Origin of the sequence: Klebsiella grimontii, assembly GCF_042137965.1 — a bacterium.
GTDB lineage: Bacteria > Pseudomonadota > Gammaproteobacteria > Enterobacterales > Enterobacteriaceae > Klebsiella > Klebsiella grimontii.
The window spans coordinates 4268595-4283813 of sequence record NZ_CP169721.1; the positions used below are offsets into that span (position 1 = coordinate 4268595).

The following is a 15219-nucleotide window of genomic DNA, read 5'->3' on the forward strand; positions in this document are numbered from 1 at the left end:
TTAGCTTACGCCCAGCTCGTCCGCCAGCGCTTCCAGCGCCAGCTCAAAGCAGGCCAGCGGCGCTCTGACGGTCCCGGCGCCAATCTGGCCGATCCCCGCCTCTTTGTGAGCGATGCCGGTGTTGATCAGCGGCGTAATCCCGGTTTCCACCACCCGGCGAATATCCAGCCCCAGACAGGCGCCCTGGAAATCCCAGCCCGGAATTTGCAGCTGCATATTGCGTTCAAGGAAGATTTCCGCCATCTCCTCGGAAACGGATTTCGCCGCCTCCATCCCGCCCGCGCCGACAAAGCGCGTGACGCCGGGAGCGGCGATCATCGCTGCGCCGCCGATGCCGAAGGTTTCGGTAATGGCGCTGTCGCCCATATCCGGGTTGGCCTGCTCCTGAGAGAAGCCGGTAAAGAACAGTCCCTGCGGGGTGTTGACCGGCGCGGTAAACCAGCGCTCGCCCAGCCCGCTGACGCGGATACCGAACATATTGCCGTTGCGGGTCATCGCGGTGACGATGCTGCCCGCGCGAATTTGCGCCCCGGAATCCATCGCCGCTTTACAGTAGGCCATCGCCAGGTTGAGGAAGAACTGATCGGTAATGGCGAGGAAATCCATCACCTCGGCAATCTGCTGCTTATCGTGATTAAGTCGCGCCAGATAAGGGGCCAGCGTGCGCATCAGCAACGCGGAGGTGGCGATATTGCGCTGGTGGAACTCATCGCCCATGGTGATGCCCTGGGCCATCATCGCGGTCAGGTCGATGCCGCGTTCCATCTGTTTCAGCGCCGCGCTGAGGACCGGCATCAGCACATCGCGCATCCAGCGCAGGCGCTGCTGCACGTCTTCACCGTAGGCGCCGAAACGCATCACCTTGCCAATCCCTTCATTCAGGTTGCAATAGGCGCGGTTGCCTTCGGCGATGTTCTCCACCACCAGCATCGGCATATTCGGCGAGGTTATCCCGCCCATCGGGCCAACGGCGTTAACGTGGTGGCAGGGAATAAAGGTAATCTCGCCGCCTTCCAGCATCGCGTGGGCGGTTTTTTCATCCTGCGCCCAGCCTTCGAATAAGCATGCGCCGATACAGGCCCCTTTCATCGGGCCGGTCATCTCCTGCCAGCGCATCGGCGGCCCGGCGTGGAGCAGGGTTTTGTTCTGATTCAGCGCCCCGATTAAAGAACCCGCTGGCTGCACATCCAGCCAGTGCGGACGTGCATTACGAATTCGTTCTATTACTGCGTCATTGGCCTGCGCCACTGATGTAAACATAGAGACCTCTTATTGCAAACGTTCTAATAAACGAGCCTGTTTCTTATTCCCCCCGGCGATCGGCGCCCACTGATAGTGGACAACCGGCGTTCCGGCGGACTGTAAATCGAGCGCGAAGCTGCGCAGACCAGCGTTAATCACCGCCACGCCTTCCAGCAGGCTGGCGCGCGGGGCCAGTTCCGCCATCCGCTGCGGGCTAATCAGCGCGCTGGCGAGCAGCGTGGCTTCGGGGAGGCTATCGACCACCACGATCCCCGCATCTTCGAGGGAAGCAATCTGCCGGGAACGGCACTGCGGGTCGCTTTCGGTGCCGGTCACCGTGGCGATGATATGCAGCGGATGGCGCTCGTCTCTCACCGCCCACGCCCGCAGGCAGGCTTCCACCAGCGATTCGGCGGGATCGGCGGTCGCGCCATAGCCAATCACCACGTCCAGCAGCAGCACGCCGACCTGATTTTCCTCGCCCAGTTCGGCAATCAGTTGGTTGCGCAGGGAGGGGTCGATCATCGGATGCGGGCGGCCAACGGTGTAAAAATCATCGCCGAGATCGACAACCTGATGGCCCTGCGCATTGAGCATCATGCCCTGCGGATGATGAGCGTCAGGGGTGATGCCCAGCCGCTCGGCGAGCAGCCCGGCGGATTCCGCAGCCAGCGTGCCGCCGGTGTATAAACCGCGAATTTGCTTGCCCGCGACTGCGCTCAGGGTTTGCTGGTAACGCGCGACGCGCGCCAGCAGGCAGGCCAGGCGCCCGGCCTCATCCAGGGTGCGGGCGAACCAGACGTTTTCATCGCGGGCGGCGGGCGGCGCATAGCCGAGAAACAGCGCCACCACCGGCTTAGCGCTGCGCTTCATGGCGCTAATCACCTTCTGGCGCACCATCTCAGCAGGCGGCTTCGAGACAAAGGCCAGCACCTGGCTCTGCCCGTCCTGGGTCAGCATTTCCAGCGCCGTTTGCGCGCTGATGCCGCCCACCTCGGCGCTCAGGTCACGCCCGCCGAGGCCAATCGCATGGCTTATCCCTTCCCCGCCAAGGACGATTTGCGAGACCAGCTCCTGAATACCGGTGCCGGATGCGCCAATCACGCCAATGTTGCCGTCCGGCGTGACGTTGGCGAAAGCCAGCGGGGTTCCGGCAATCATGGCGGTGCCGCAGTCCGGCCCCATCACCAGCAGCCCTTTGTCGCGGGCGCGGGTTTTCAGGGCGATTTCATCTTCCAGCGTGACGTTATCGGAGAAGATCATCACGTTTTTCTCGCTGCTGAGCGCCTGCTGGGCCAGCTCCGCGGCGTACTCTCCGGCAACCGAAATTAAGGCCATATTGGCCTGCGGCAGCTTTTGCGTCGCGCTCTGCCAGCGGCGAACCACGCTAAGGCTCTGACTCTGCCCGCTCCCCTGCGCCAGGGCGGCGAGGGCCTCATCAAGACGGGCGATAATCATTTCCGCCACCGACGCATCGGCGCAATCGGTACGGATCGCCACGCAAATATCATTCGGCGTCGCGGTGGTAAAATCGTCGTGCCAGAAACCGGTGGTTTCCAGCAGCGATTTATTTGCCGGTGTGCCCATCATCACCGAAACATCGTCGACATTTTCTGACTCGCTCAGCTTACGCGAAATAATCATTAAGCTGACTGAATCCTGAAAACAGCCCTTTTTTATAAAGGCATGGATCATAATAACTCCCCAATAATTGCACCCATTGCAATTGAATGAGCATGAATAATCTGCAATCAGGCTAACGAGATAAAATTATCGGCGGCGTGAGCCATATCACATGGAAATTATTACAAGACGCTTTCAAATAAAGCCGAAGGCATTAGCCCGGAATTTTCAATGAATAGATTAACCGGGTCCCTTCTGATAAACCCGCGGTGATTATTAAATAAAATCTAACTAACTATTTTTACCAATGCAGATCACAATTTAAGTTTATTTTCCCCGTATTTTAATCGTCAGTCAGGCTCTACACCGTCGTTAAAAGGAAGACAGATGAAAGTCAGTCGGGAAACACTTCATCAGCTTATTGCCAATAAGCTGAACAAAGCAGGGCTTACTCATAATCACGCGGATATTATTGCCGATGTGCTGGTTTATGCCGATGCAAGAGGCATTCATTCGCACGGCGCGGTCCGCGTTGAATATTATGCGGAACGTATTGCAAAAGGCGGAACTAACCGTCAACCCAACTTTACCTTTGAAAAAACAGGTCCCTGCAGCGGCATTTTGCATGCCGATAATGCCGCTGGTCAGGTCGCTGCCAAAATGGGCATGGAGCACGCGATAGAGATTGCCCGGGAAAACGGCGTCGCCGTGGTCGGCATTCGGCGCATGGGCCACAGCGGCGCGATCTCTTACTTCTCCCGGCAGGCGGCCCGCGCCGGATTTATCGGGCTTTCGCTGTGTCAGTCGGATCCGATGGTCGTGCCTTTCGGCGGCGCGGAAATCTATTACGGCACTAACCCGCTGGCCTTCGCCGCCCCCGGCGAGGGCGACGATATCATTACCTTCGATATGGCGACTACCGTGCAGGCCTGGGGGAAAATTCTCGACGCCCGCTCGCGCCATGAAACCATCCCCGACAGCTGGGCGGTGGATAAAAACGGCGCGCCGACCAGCGACCCCTTTGCCGTCCACGCCCTGCTTCCGGCAGCCGGTCCGAAAGGCTACGGCCTGATGATGATGATCGACGTGCTCTCCGGCATTTTGCTCAACCTGCCCTTTGGTCGCCAGGTCAGCTCGATGTACGACAACCTCAGCCAGGGACGCGAGCTGGGCCAGCTACATATCGTTATCAACCCGCAATTTTTCTCCTCCAGCACGCTATTTCGCCAGCATATCAGCGACACCATGCGCGAATTAAACGCCATTACGCCAGCGCCCGGATTTAACCAGGTTTATTACCCGGGGCAGAACCTGGATATCAATGAGAAAAACAGCGCGGTGGACGGTATCGAAATCGTTGATGAGATTTATGACTATCTGGTTTCTGACGCTTTATATAACCGCTCTTATGAAACCCATTCCCCTTTTGCTCAATAAATTAAAATACAGGAGTTGCGTATGGCTCATTATTTTCGACAGGCAATAGAAGAGACCTTGCCCTGGCTTTCCTCTTTCGGCGCCGACCCGACCGGGGGAATTACCCGCCTGCTCTATTCGCCGGAATGGTTACAGGCGCAGCAGGCGTTTAAACAACGGATGAGCGAAAGCGGGCTGGAAACGCGCTTTGATGAAGTCGGCAACCTTTATGGCCGCCTGCCCGGTACGCGCTTTCCCGACGAAGTTATCCTCAGCGGTTCGCATATTGATAGCGTGGTCAACGGCGGTAATCTTGACGGTCAGTTCGGCGCGCTGGCGGCCTGGCTGGCGGTACGCTGGCTAAAAGAGACCTACGGCGCACCGCTGCGTACCGTCGAAGTGCTGGCGCTGGCCGAGGAAGAAGGCAGCCGCTTCCCTTATGTCTTCTGGGGCAGCAAAAATATCGTCGGCATCGCCAACCCGGCGGACGTGCGCGAGATTAAGGACGCCAAAGGCGTGGCGTTTGTCGATGCCATGAAGCAGTGCGGATTCACGCTGCCCGCCGCCCCGCTGGCGCCGCGCCGGGATATTAAAGCCTTCGTCGAGCTGCATATCGAACAGGGCCGGGTACTGGAAACCAATAAGCAGTCCATCGGCGTGGTCAATGCCATCGTTGGACAGCGCCGCTACACCATCACCCTCACCGGCGAGTCCAACCATGCCGGTACCACACCAATGGGCTACCGCCGCGATACCGTTCATGCGTTTAGCCGTATCTGCTGCGAGTCTATCGCCAAAGCGAAGGCCCACGGCGACCCGCTGGTGCTCACTTTCGGCAAGGTCGATCCGCAGCCGAATACCGTTAACGTGGTACCGGGTAAAACGGTCTTCACCATGGACTGCCGCCATACCGATGCCCGCGAATTAACGGCCTTTACGGAAGTGATTGAAGCCGATATGCGGCGGATCTGCCGGGAAATGGAGATTGGCATCGAGATCGATCTGTGGATGGATGAAGCCCCGGTTCCCATGGATAAAACGCTGGTGGCCCGGCTCACCGCGCTTTGTGAGAAAGAGAGGGTGAATTTCCGCGTGATGCACAGCGGCGCGGGCCACGACGCACAAATTTTCGCCCCCTGCTTCCCGACCTGCATGATCTTTATGCCGAGCATTAAGGGCATCAGCCATAACCCGGCGGAAAGCACGCATATCGACGATCTGGCGGAAGGCGTAAAAACGCTGGCCTTAATGTTGCATCAACTGGCCTGGACTGAATAAGGAAAAGATAATGGGTTATTTAAATAATGTGGTTGGTTATCGCGACGATTTACTGGCCAGCCGTTCCATCGTGCGCCACGGCAATTATGCGCTGCTGACGCCGGACGGTCTGGTCAAAAATATTATTCCGGGTTTTACTAATTGCGATGTGACCATTCTGTCAACGCCGAAATTAGGCGCGACCTTTGTGGATTATCTGGTGACGCTGCATGAAAATGGCGGTAATCCGGGCGGTTTCGGCGGCGAAGGGATTGAGACCTTCCTGTATGTGATTGAGGGGGAAATCACCGCCGGGGCGCAAGGCAAAAGCTTCCCGCTAACCAAAGGCGGCTATATTTACTGCCCGCCGGGCGAGAAACTTACCTTCATCAATAACCGCTCAGGCAACAGCCAGCTGTTCCTCTACAAGCGCCGCTATATTGCGGTTGAGAATCACGCCCCTTATCTGGTTACCGGCAACGTCAGCCAGCTGGAGCGAATTCATTATGAAGGAATGGAAGACGTTATCCTGATCGATTTCCTGCCGAAAGAGCTGGGCTTCGATATGAACATGCATATTCTCTCCTTCGAGCCGGGAGCCAGCCACGGTTATATCGAAACCCACGTCCAGGAACACGGTGCCTATATTCTCTCCGGCCAGGGCGTTTATAACCTCGACAACAACTGGGTGCCGGTGAAAAAAGGCGACTATATCTTTATGGGCGCTTATTCACTACAGGCCGGATACGGCGTCGGGCGCGAGGCGTTTAGCTATATTTACTCGAAAGATTGCCATCGCGACGTTGAGATCTGATTGTCGCCGATGAAGTTCACCTTTTTTGTTTAGCTATGTTGGATTTTGCCACGGTGAAAACCGTGGCATTTTTTATTCAGACGGGGATTTGCTGACCTAATTTTATTGCGCAGGCAATATTACGCGCGCAGGCATAGAGATTCTGCTCGCCGCGATCCAGCACTTCGGCCAGCGGCGCCAGCGCGGGTAAAATACTGAATACCGCATCAATACCGTGCTGATGCACCGCTTCAACGCCGTCGCCCAGCACGCCCGCGATACCGATAACCGGGATGTCGTACTTTTTGGCGATCCGCGCCACGCCGACAGGCGCTTTGCCGCCAACGGTTTGCGAATCCATTCGTCCTTCGCCGGTGATCACCAGGTCCGCATCGCGCAGCGCCTCCTCCAGATGAACCGCTTCCAGCACAATATCGATACCTGATTTCAGCGTAGCGTTAAGGAAAACCCGGGCCGCCGCGCCCATTCCGCCGGCCGCGCCGCCGCCGACCATCGGCGCGACATCCTGACCGGTAGCCGCCAGCATAACCCGAGCGTAGTTTTGTAACCCGCGCTCCAGAACGGCAACCATTTCTATGCAAGCCCCTTTTTGCGGACCAAAAACCGCCGCCGCGCCGCGTTCGCCGAGCAGCGGGTTATCGACGTCGCAGGCCACCTCAATCCGGCAATCGTGAAGGCGCGGATCGAGGTCGCTTAGGTCTATTTTTACCAACCGCTGTAACGCCCCGCCGCCAAGGCCGACGCTCTCGCCGCGCTCATCCAGAAAGCGCGCCCCCAGCGCCTGGGCCATACCCATCCCGCCGTCTACCGTGGCGCTACCGCCAATACCGAGAATAATATGGCGAACCCCGGCGTCCAGCGCATGGCGAATCAGCTCGCCGGTGCCGTAGCTGGTAGCCCGCAGGGGGTTACGCTCCCCGGCGGGAACCAGCATCAGCCCGCTGGCCGCCGCCATCTCAATAAATGCGGTTTGCCCGTCGCCGCTCAGGCCGTAGAAGGCGCCGACAAAATCGCCCATCGGCCCCATGACCGGCAGCATCACCATTTTGCCGTCAGTGGCCTCGACCATCGCCTCAACCGTTCCTTCGCCGCCATCGGCGATCGGCAGACAGACGCACTCCGCCTGCGGGAAAATTGAGACAAAGCCCGCTTTTATCGCCTGGGCGCAGCGGCTGGCGCTAACGCTCTCTTTGAAAGAGTCCGGTGCAATAATAATTTTCATTGTTGATCCTTTTTGCTGTCATGACTTAATACGATCCCAGGGAATGAGATTTTCCATCACTACCGCCAGCAGCACGCCGATTAATAAGCCGTTGCCTAATAGCGGTCGAATTATCAGGGGTAGCGTCTGGAGATAAACTGGCGGCAGACCCATTAAAAAAATACCGATAAAGAGCGGCAGCGCCAGCCGGTAGATATTTCGCGCGGTGAAGGTAATTTGTTTACTGAACGATAAGCTGGAATATAACAACGGCAGATAAGAGACCAGCATGACCGCGCTGCTAATCGGCAGCGGCAGCGTGGTAAAAAAGTGGGTCAGCGGCGTAAACAGGCCAACTAAAAGACAACACAGGCAGCCGATAATAAACGGCTGGCGCGAGGTTTCTCCGGTTTGGGTTAATAAGCCTATCGACGAAACAAACGGTGAAAACGGCACCACGCTAAGAGGAACTGTTATTAAGGTCACCAGGCCGGAGATAATAAAGCTGCGTCGGTAGCGGCTATTACTGGCGCCCTGTTGGGGATAAAAAACGTCGGTGCCGCGAATGGCGCCGTAGGTATTGGTGATATTCACCAGCCCGGCCAGCAGCGCCGTCAGGATAATGCCTGGGCGTAGTTCTTCGCCGTAGCCGAGCGGAAACCATTGCCAGTGAATCGGCCCGGATGCCGCCGTGGCGGGCGGCGTGCGAAACAGCAGGTACCAGCTCGCCCATCCCGCCAGGGTTCCTGTCAGCAGAGCGTAGCGGGCGATGCCGTCCGGGAGAAAAATAATCATCCCCAGCACCAGGATCATCACCGCCAGCGCGAGGCCAAAGGGCGCCAGTTGAATGGCGGCGTTGGCCTGGGTCGAACTAAAGGGCAGCCCGAGCATGCCTTTAAAAAATATGGTCGTCAGCTGCGCGCCGAGCAGCAGCATAAAAAAGACCATCACCGTCGGGCTAAAGAGCTTCGCCAGGCGATGGCCGATGCCGCTGACGCCAATAATGATGGTCAGAACGGCTGAGAGAAAGATACCCACCGCCAGGCTGGCCGCAATGCTGTCGAACGCGGTGCCGCGCGCGGCTTCGCCGACGGTGACGGTCAGAATGGTGCTCCACCATAGCCCCGTCGGCCCCTCCATAATCGCGCGACGGTGGCCCAGCAGCGCCTGCGCCAGACACGCCAGCCCGGTGGTAATAAAACCGTATTGGGTAAGCGTAATCAGCGCGCTGGCGGGAAGCTGAAAAGCAGATTGTAATGTCGGCGGTACTACAACGGTATTGCAGAATATAAAGAAGAACCATTGAAATCCCGCCAGGGTGTTTCGTTTATTTAGCGGCAATACCACCATGATGTAATCCTGAAAAAGCGCCTGCTGTTAAACAGGCGCTAAACATGGAATGAACCGGGGTGCAAAACCCACATACGATATCGGGCCTGTCCCCTCGCCCCTTCGGGGAGAGGCTCAGGATGAGGGGGAGAGCGTGCCACCAATTCCCTCACCCCGGCCCTCTCCCGAAGGGAGAGGGAGAAAACCCTCTCCGCCTTTTATTTCCGGGGCTACCCCAGGGGCCTGTTCCGGGTCATCCGTTACTGCTGATGCTTAAGGATAAATTTCCCTTTCGGCGCGTGCGGGAAGCCCTGCTCGATGTCATAAATCACATCGCCGCGCAGGATGGTTCTGGTGATACGCGCGCCAATCTTCCGGCCAACATACGGGCTGACTTTATGGCGATATTCGAGGTCTTCCGCTCGCAGAACGTAGCTGCTGTTCGGCTGAATAAACACCAGGTCGGCGTCTTTGCCCGGCGCGATGCGGCCCTTGTGCTTGAGGCCGAAAATATCGGCGGCGTTGGTCGCCATCAGGCGGGCAAACTGCGGCAGAGACATACCGCGCTTCTGCACCGCTTCATCGAACATCACGTCCATGCAGCTTTGCAGCCCGGCAATCCCGCCCCAGGCCTGCATGATATTGCCCGCCTTCATTTCCGGCGGACACGGAGAGTGGTCGGAGACCAGGCAGTCTATTTCGCCGTTGAACAGCTTCTCCCACATTCCCTTCTGGTTCTCCGCGTCGCGGATCGGCGGAGAGCACTTCGCCAGGGTGCCAATCGCTTCGAACTGCTCGGTATCCAGCACAAAGTAGTGCGGACAGGATTCGCAGGTGACGTCCTGACCCTCCTGACGCGCGCGGGTCACTTCGGCGACCCCTTCCGGGCTGCTGACGTGGCATACGTGCAGGCGGCAACCGGCGACTTTCGCCAGATAGAGAACGCGGCGGATCGCCTCGACTTCGGTGAAGACCGGACGCGACGCGACATAATCATGCGCCGTCACGCGGCCCTCTCTTTTTGCTTCTTCGCCGAGCTCATCGCAGATCAGCGCATTTTCACAGTGCACCAACACGGTCTGCTTCATTTCGGCCAGCTTTTGCGCGCCTTTGAAAAACTGCCAGTCGTTAACGTCGCGGAAGTCGTTGTCGATCCCGCGATCGCCGCAGGTGGCGACAAAGCATTTGAAGCCCACTACGCCCACTTCATCCAGCTCGTGCAGGCGATCGAGGTTATAGGAGACCAGGCCGCCAAGCTGCGCCGCATCGATGGTCAACTTGCCCTTCGCGGCATCGAATTTCAGCTCGATGGTTTCGCGGTCGGTGGTCGCCGGGAGCTGGTTCAGCGGCATTTCGATCATCGTGGTGATGCCGCCTTTTGCCGCCGCGCGGGTACCGGTTTCGTAACCTTCCCAGTGGGTACGTCCCGGTTCTGAAATGTGCGTATGCGCATCGACCATCCCCGGCGATACGATCAGGCCCGAGGCGTCCATCACCTGCTTCGCTTCGCCCAGGTTTTCACCGATCGCAGCGATTTTGCCGTTAGCAACCGCGATATCCACCACCCGGGATTCGTTTTCCAGAATAACGGTGCCGTTTTTAATAATTAAATCAAAAGACATATAAAACTCCTTGTATGTGTACAGACGATTAACCCGCCATACTTCTGCTTGTGGCTTTGGGTATTGATGCTTCATCCCTGAAATAAATCTTCCTCTTGATAAGAAAATCAGCTAACAACATCCGGGTGCGAAATATTATTCGGCAGCGCCCGTTTTTTTAGTAAAGCGTATGCGGCAAAAGCGACGATGACGCCGACAAACCACGACACCCGGGAGAATGGTTCGAGCAGCGGAATAAATTTTCCGCCGAGCGATAAAATCACCGCCACGATGGTGACCAGGAATGCGGTAACGTTAAAACCATTATCAAAATACTTATAATCACCCGGCGCGGTATACAGCTCATCAAGATTAATTTGCCCGCGCATGACGACAAAGTAGTGCGCCATCATTACCCCAATAACCGGGCCCAGCATGCCGCCGATAATATCGAGAAAAAGATAAATACTGTCCTGATTCTCCATTAATTTCCATGGGCAGATCAGCAGGCTAATAATACTGGCGATCAGTACGCCGTTTTTATAGGTCAATTTAGTCGGCGCAATTGCCGCGATTTGATAGCCTGCCGGAATAATATTACCGGTGGCGTTGGTGGAGATCGTGGTCATTAATATCACCAGCACCGCAAAGAAAGAAGCAAACAGGCTGTCCCATTTCTGCACGATATCCAGCACGTTCCAGGTATCCATGTCGTAATGGATACTGGCCCCGGCGATAATGCACACCCCGGCCACCGCGAAAAGAATATAAGCCACGACTAAACCAAGGGTTTGCCCAAGCGCCTGATCGCGAAACGAGCGCGCGTTCTGGGTAAAGTCCGAGGCGCTGACAGCCGGCGCCGCCCACACGGCGACCACCGCGTTAATCACCACCAGGAACAGGAAACCGCTATGTTCCGCTTTCTCCACTCCGGTCGGTAGGTAGTCGAGGATCGGGCCGATCCCCACCAGCGAGATAGCCCAGATGGCCATGCCGCCGAACACAACATAGATACAGGGGTTGAGGATCGCGGTGAATTTATTGAGAACTTTTCCGCCGCCGAAACCAATCCCCACATTAATCAGCCAGAAAACCAGAAAGGCGATCAGCCCCGGCAACGACAGTCCCAGCAGCTTAAAATCGCCGCCAAGGGTCAAAAACGCTGGCCACAGTTTGCCTAATAAGATCAGGAATGCCAGCGAACCGGCATAGCATTGCAAACCAAACCACATAATCGCCGCAATACCGCCTCTGAGCAGGCCAGGTAATAATGCCCCGCGCACCCCATACGAGGCTCTTAAAATCATAGCGAAGGGTACGCCGTATTTACTTCCGGCAGCGCCATTAAACACCATAACCGCGGCAATAATAAAAGCACTCAATATTATTGCCATCATTATACTGAACGTTGATAGTCCAAGAATAAAAAAACCACCAACCATGACATAATTAGGTACGTTGTGTACGGATCCCATCCATAAGGTAAAATAGTTAAATGTCTTCCAGTTACGCTGCGATTCTATTTTTGGTAATAGATCGTCGCTATAACCTCTGGATTTGTACAGGTCTTGAGCTTGTTCCATAATTCCCTCTTAATACGCATCGGATTACGTTTACAGGTTTAGCTATGTGGAACAACAAATTATTATAATTATTTATTTTTATTATACGGGGATTGTCTTTGACTGTATTTTGTTCTTACGCAAGGTAATCAATGCAAACAGTATCGTTCCGGTAATAACTAGCCCGGCAGACATCACAAAACTAATTTCTTTTGACCCAGTCAGATCGGAAATAAAACCGGTGAGCGTCGGGGCAACGACCGCTGAACTCATACCAAAGAAATTAAATAAGCTGAAAGCGCGGCCTAATGTTTTCGCTGATGCCTGCTCGGAGACAAACGAAATAAGAATCGGGTCAACGGCCATTTTGCCCAGCAGTCCGTACAGCACGAGGCTAATCATCAGCATGGTGGTATTCGGCGACAGGACGGTAAACATCAGCATGGCCGCGGCGACAATCTCCAGCCCGAGAATAACTTTGACTTTACTGTCGCGGAATTTATCCGACAGATGGCTAAAGAACAGCGCCCCCGGCACCCCGACAACCGCCACCAGCGCCGAAGCAAAACCAATGGCCCCGCCGTCAAAGCCGCGTTCGGTCTGGAGATAGGAAGGCAGCCAGGTGACGATCAGGTAGTAGCCGTAGCAGGTGCAGAAATAGAGGAAGTAAACGCTGCACAGCAGCGGCGAAAACAGCGGCGCTGACTTCTCTTCGACCGGTGCTGACGCCGTGGCGCTATTTTTATTGACCGCTGCGGCTGGCTCTTTAAGCTTGCGACGAATCACCAGGGTAAACACGCCGAGCATCACCACCAGGATCGCGGCGACAATAAACAACACGTTTTGCCAGGCCATATGCATGCTTTTGACCAGAATGCTTGAGCCAATCAGGCCAATCCCCATCCCGATAGCCGAGCCGCTGTTAATAATGGCGTTCGCCAGCGCCCGACGCTCCTGCGGCACGTTGGCCGAGGAGAGCGAATAGGCGGAGCTGAAGAAGGACGCGCAGCCGGCGCCGGCCAGCAGCGAGCCGATATAAATCAGCGTCAGGTTTCCCGCATTAGCGATGCTTAGCGTGCCGATAATAAACAGCGAGAAACCACACATCAGCATAATTTTCTGCCCCAGTTTATCAACCAGAATACCGCAGGGGATCTGCATTCCGCAGTAGGCAAGAAAATAGAAGCTGGCTATCGCGCCAATTTCAGCGTTACTGACGTTGCCTAAGGACGCCTGAATTTCCGGGTAAATCGGCGTTAATACGGTACGATAAATCCATATTGCCACCCAGCCCAGACTCATTACCACGACTATTTTCTTCCAATAGTCGATACCCGTTTTATTGATAGTATCCATAAATTCACCCGTGAGGTTTAAAAAACGCTGCCGGAATCGGCAGCATTTTCTCATTACGATATTTTATGATTCGCCATTAATTCCAGCGCCTGAACTAAAGACGAGTGATCTAATTCGCTACCGCCGTTGGCGACGCAGGTATTAAATAGCTCCTGACAGGTTGCCGTATTTGGTAAATTAAGCGCCAGCGCTTTCGCGCTCTGCAATGCCAGATTAAGATCCTTCTGGTGCAGGGAAATTTTAAAGCCGGGATTAAAAGTCCGGTTCAACATTCTTTCGCCATGTACTTCCAGAATACGCGAGGAGGCGAAGCCGCCCATCAGCGCCTGACGAACGCGAGCGGGATCGGCTCCGGCTTTAGACGCGAAAACCAGCGCTTCGGAGACCGCTTCAATATTCAGCGCGACGATAATCTGATTGGCGACTTTACAGGTCTGCCCGTCGCCGTTACCGCCGACGAGGGTGATGTTTTTACCCAGGATATCAAACAGCGGCTTCACGCGAGCAAACACGTTTTCGTCGCCGCCGACCATAATCGAGAGCGTGCCTTCACGCGCGCCAATTTCGCCGCCGGATACCGGCGCATCGAGATAATCCGCGCCCAAATCCCGCACCTGCTGTGCAAAACGCTTGGTTTCAATCGGCGATATAGAACTCATATCAACGATGGTTTTGCCCTTCAGGGCCGCTTTGGCGCAGCCGTGTTCGCCAAACAACACGTCGGCGACCTGCGGGGTATCCGGGACCATGATAAAAATAATCTCGGACTGCTCCGCGACCTGCTCGGCGGTAGCCAGATGCTGCGCGCCCTGCTTGAGCAGTTCTTCAGCAACCGGACCGATGGTGGTCACGTGCAGCGCGTGGCCCGCTTTGGCAAGTCGGAGCGCCATCGGGGTGCCCATAATACCTAAACCAATAAATCCCAGTTTCATACGTTTCCTCTCAAAATTTCTGTTTCGATTTATTTGGGCAATAGTTATCCCTTCCCCGAAATGGAATAATAAATAGTGCCCAACGATAAATTAAAAATTAGCGGTAGCGATTAAACCATGTCAGGCCCGCTTCGGTGGTAGTCAGCGGTTTATATTCGCAGCCGACCCAGCCGTCATAATTTGACTTGTCGATAAATTTAAAAAGATAATCGTAATTAATTTCTCCGGTTCCCGGCTCTCCGCGCTCCGGGTTGTCGGCAATCTGTAAATGACCAATTCGGTTGGCATAAGTTTGCATCGTATGGGTTAATTCACCCTCCATGCGCTGCATATGATAAATATCGTACTGGATTTTCAGATTATCGCTGCCGACCTCATCAATAAGCGCTAGCGCCTGATGCGTGGTATTCAGATAGAACCCCGGCATATCGAAATAATTAATCGGCTCAATCAGCAGCAGAATCCCCTCCTGGGCCAGCGCGGCGGCGGCAAAACGTAAATTCGCCACCAGCGTGGCGCGAATATGATCTTCGCGATAGCCCACCGGGGTTTTACCGACCAGGCAGTTGATTTTACGATTGCCCAGCGCTTTGGCGTAGCGGACTGCGGCGTCAACGCCCTCGCGGAACTCCGCTTCGCGACCGGGAATACAGGCGATGCCGCGCTCCCCTGCCGCCCAGTCGCCAGCGGGTAAATTATGTAAGGTATGCTCCAGCCGGTTGTCGCTCAGCTTTTGCTTTAATACCTCGGGCGCATAGTCATACGGGAACATAAATTCAACGGCGCGAAAACCGCAGGCCGCCGCTTTATCAAAGCGCTCGAGAAAATCATATTCCTGAAATAACATCGAAAGATTGGCAGAAAAGCGCAACATAGGTTCACCTCA

The 15219-nt window shown here is 55.6% G+C and carries 12 protein-coding genes; 3 read left to right on the forward strand and 9 right to left on the reverse strand.

The window, feature by feature from the left end; all coding sequences use genetic code 11:
• Both ACE3MN_RS20045 and ACE3MN_RS20050 read right to left on the reverse strand, forming a co-directional pair.
• Complete coding sequence (locus ACE3MN_RS20045) at window positions 1–1260, reverse strand: DUF1116 domain-containing protein (protein WP_098066498.1); 1260 nt, start codon at window positions 1258–1260, stop codon at window positions 1–3.
• Window positions 1261–1269: 9 nt separating this feature from the next.
• The gene (locus ACE3MN_RS20050) at window positions 1270–2937 is read right to left on the reverse strand and encodes an acyl-CoA synthetase FdrA (protein WP_375364149.1); all 1668 of its coding nucleotides are present in this window, start codon (window positions 2935–2937) and stop codon (window positions 1270–1272) included.
• Window positions 2938–3252: 315 nt separating this feature from the next.
• On the opposite strand from ACE3MN_RS20050, the gene allD reads away from it, so the two are divergent.
• Genes allD through allE form a run of 3 tightly spaced genes read left to right on the forward strand, consistent with a single transcriptional unit; the run spans window position 3253 to window position 6352 of the window.
• Entirely contained in the window at window positions 3253–4302 is a 1050-nt protein-coding gene (gene allD / locus ACE3MN_RS20055) for an ureidoglycolate dehydrogenase (RefSeq protein WP_064342297.1), read from the forward strand.
• A gap of 21 nt (window positions 4303–4323) precedes the next feature.
• On the forward strand, window positions 4324–5559 hold the full coding sequence (gene allC, locus ACE3MN_RS20060) for an allantoate deiminase (protein ID WP_049085527.1): 1236 nt from the start codon (window positions 4324–4326) through the stop codon (window positions 5557–5559).
• Window positions 5560–5569: 10 nt separating this feature from the next.
• Entirely contained in the window at window positions 5570–6352 is a 783-nt protein-coding gene (allE, locus tag ACE3MN_RS20065) for a (S)-ureidoglycine aminohydrolase (RefSeq protein WP_004137879.1), read from the forward strand.
• A gap of 76 nt (window positions 6353–6428) precedes the next feature.
• Here the strand turns inward: allE and glxK are convergent, their stop codons facing one another.
• The 7 genes from glxK to hyi all read right to left on the reverse strand — a co-directional run bounded on the left by glxK (window position 6429) and on the right by hyi (window position 15207).
• A complete protein-coding gene (gene glxK / locus ACE3MN_RS20070; protein ID WP_049131940.1) occupies window positions 6429–7574 on the reverse strand; it encodes a glycerate 3-kinase in 1146 nt (381 codons plus the stop codon).
• 18 nt (window positions 7575–7592) lie between these two features.
• On the reverse strand, window positions 7593–8903 hold the full coding sequence (locus tag ACE3MN_RS20075; RefSeq protein WP_102649636.1) for a uracil/xanthine transporter: 1311 nt from the start codon (window positions 8901–8903) through the stop codon (window positions 7593–7595).
• A gap of 239 nt (window positions 8904–9142) precedes the next feature.
• Window positions 9143–10504, reverse strand: a complete 1362-nt coding sequence (gene allB, locus ACE3MN_RS20080; RefSeq protein WP_102649635.1) for an allantoinase AllB — start codon at window positions 10502–10504, stop codon at window positions 9143–9145.
• A gap of 107 nt (window positions 10505–10611) precedes the next feature.
• Window positions 10612–12066: an allantoin transporter gene (locus ACE3MN_RS20085; protein WP_004137887.1), complete on the reverse strand. Its 1455-nt coding sequence runs from the start codon at window positions 12064–12066 to the stop codon at window positions 10612–10614.
• Window positions 12067–12147: 81 nt separating this feature from the next.
• Window positions 12148–13401: an MFS transporter gene (locus ACE3MN_RS20090; RefSeq protein ID WP_049088868.1), complete on the reverse strand. Its 1254-nt coding sequence runs from the start codon at window positions 13399–13401 to the stop codon at window positions 12148–12150.
• Between the two features lie 53 nt (window positions 13402–13454).
• The gene (glxR, locus tag ACE3MN_RS20095; protein ID WP_004137891.1) at window positions 13455–14333 is read right to left on the reverse strand and encodes a 2-hydroxy-3-oxopropionate reductase; all 879 of its coding nucleotides are present in this window, start codon (window positions 14331–14333) and stop codon (window positions 13455–13457) included.
• A gap of 97 nt (window positions 14334–14430) precedes the next feature.
• On the reverse strand, window positions 14431–15207 hold the full coding sequence (hyi, locus tag ACE3MN_RS20100; protein WP_004137893.1) for a hydroxypyruvate isomerase: 777 nt from the start codon (window positions 15205–15207) through the stop codon (window positions 14431–14433).
• Window positions 15208–15219: the final 12 nt, after the last annotated feature.

Excerpts from the sequence above, each read along its gene's own strand:
- ACE3MN_RS20045 (WP_098066498.1), bottom strand. The coding sequence starts at position 1,260 with ATGTTTACATCAGTGGCGCAGGCCAATGACGCAGTAATAGAACGAATT.
- ACE3MN_RS20090 (WP_049088868.1), bottom strand. The coding sequence starts at position 13,401 with ATGGATACTATCAATAAAACGGGTATCGACTATTGGAAGAAAATAGTC.
- hyi (WP_004137893.1), bottom strand. The coding sequence starts at position 15,207 with ATGTTGCGCTTTTCTGCCAATCTTTCGATGTTATTTCAGGAATATGAT.
- ACE3MN_RS20075 (WP_102649636.1), bottom strand. The coding sequence starts at position 8,903 with ATGGTGGTATTGCCGCTAAATAAACGAAACACCCTGGCGGGATTTCAA.
- allB (WP_102649635.1), bottom strand. The coding sequence starts at position 10,504 with ATGTCTTTTGATTTAATTATTAAAAACGGCACCGTTATTCTGGAAAAC.
- ACE3MN_RS20050 (WP_375364149.1), bottom strand. The coding sequence starts at position 2,937 with ATGATCCATGCCTTTATAAAAAAGGGCTGTTTTCAGGATTCAGTCAGC.
- glxR (WP_004137891.1), bottom strand. The coding sequence starts at position 14,333 with ATGAAACTGGGATTTATTGGTTTAGGTATTATGGGCACCCCGATGGCG.
- ACE3MN_RS20085 (WP_004137887.1), bottom strand. The coding sequence starts at position 12,066 with ATGGAACAAGCTCAAGACCTGTACAAATCCAGAGGTTATAGCGACGAT.
- allC (WP_049085527.1), top strand. The coding sequence starts at position 4,324 with ATGGCTCATTATTTTCGACAGGCAATAGAAGAGACCTTGCCCTGGCTT.
- glxK (WP_049131940.1), bottom strand. The coding sequence starts at position 7,574 with ATGAAAATTATTATTGCACCGGACTCTTTCAAAGAGAGCGTTAGCGCC.
- allD (WP_064342297.1), top strand. The coding sequence starts at position 3,253 with ATGAAAGTCAGTCGGGAAACACTTCATCAGCTTATTGCCAATAAGCTG.
- allE (WP_004137879.1), top strand. The coding sequence starts at position 5,570 with ATGGGTTATTTAAATAATGTGGTTGGTTATCGCGACGATTTACTGGCC.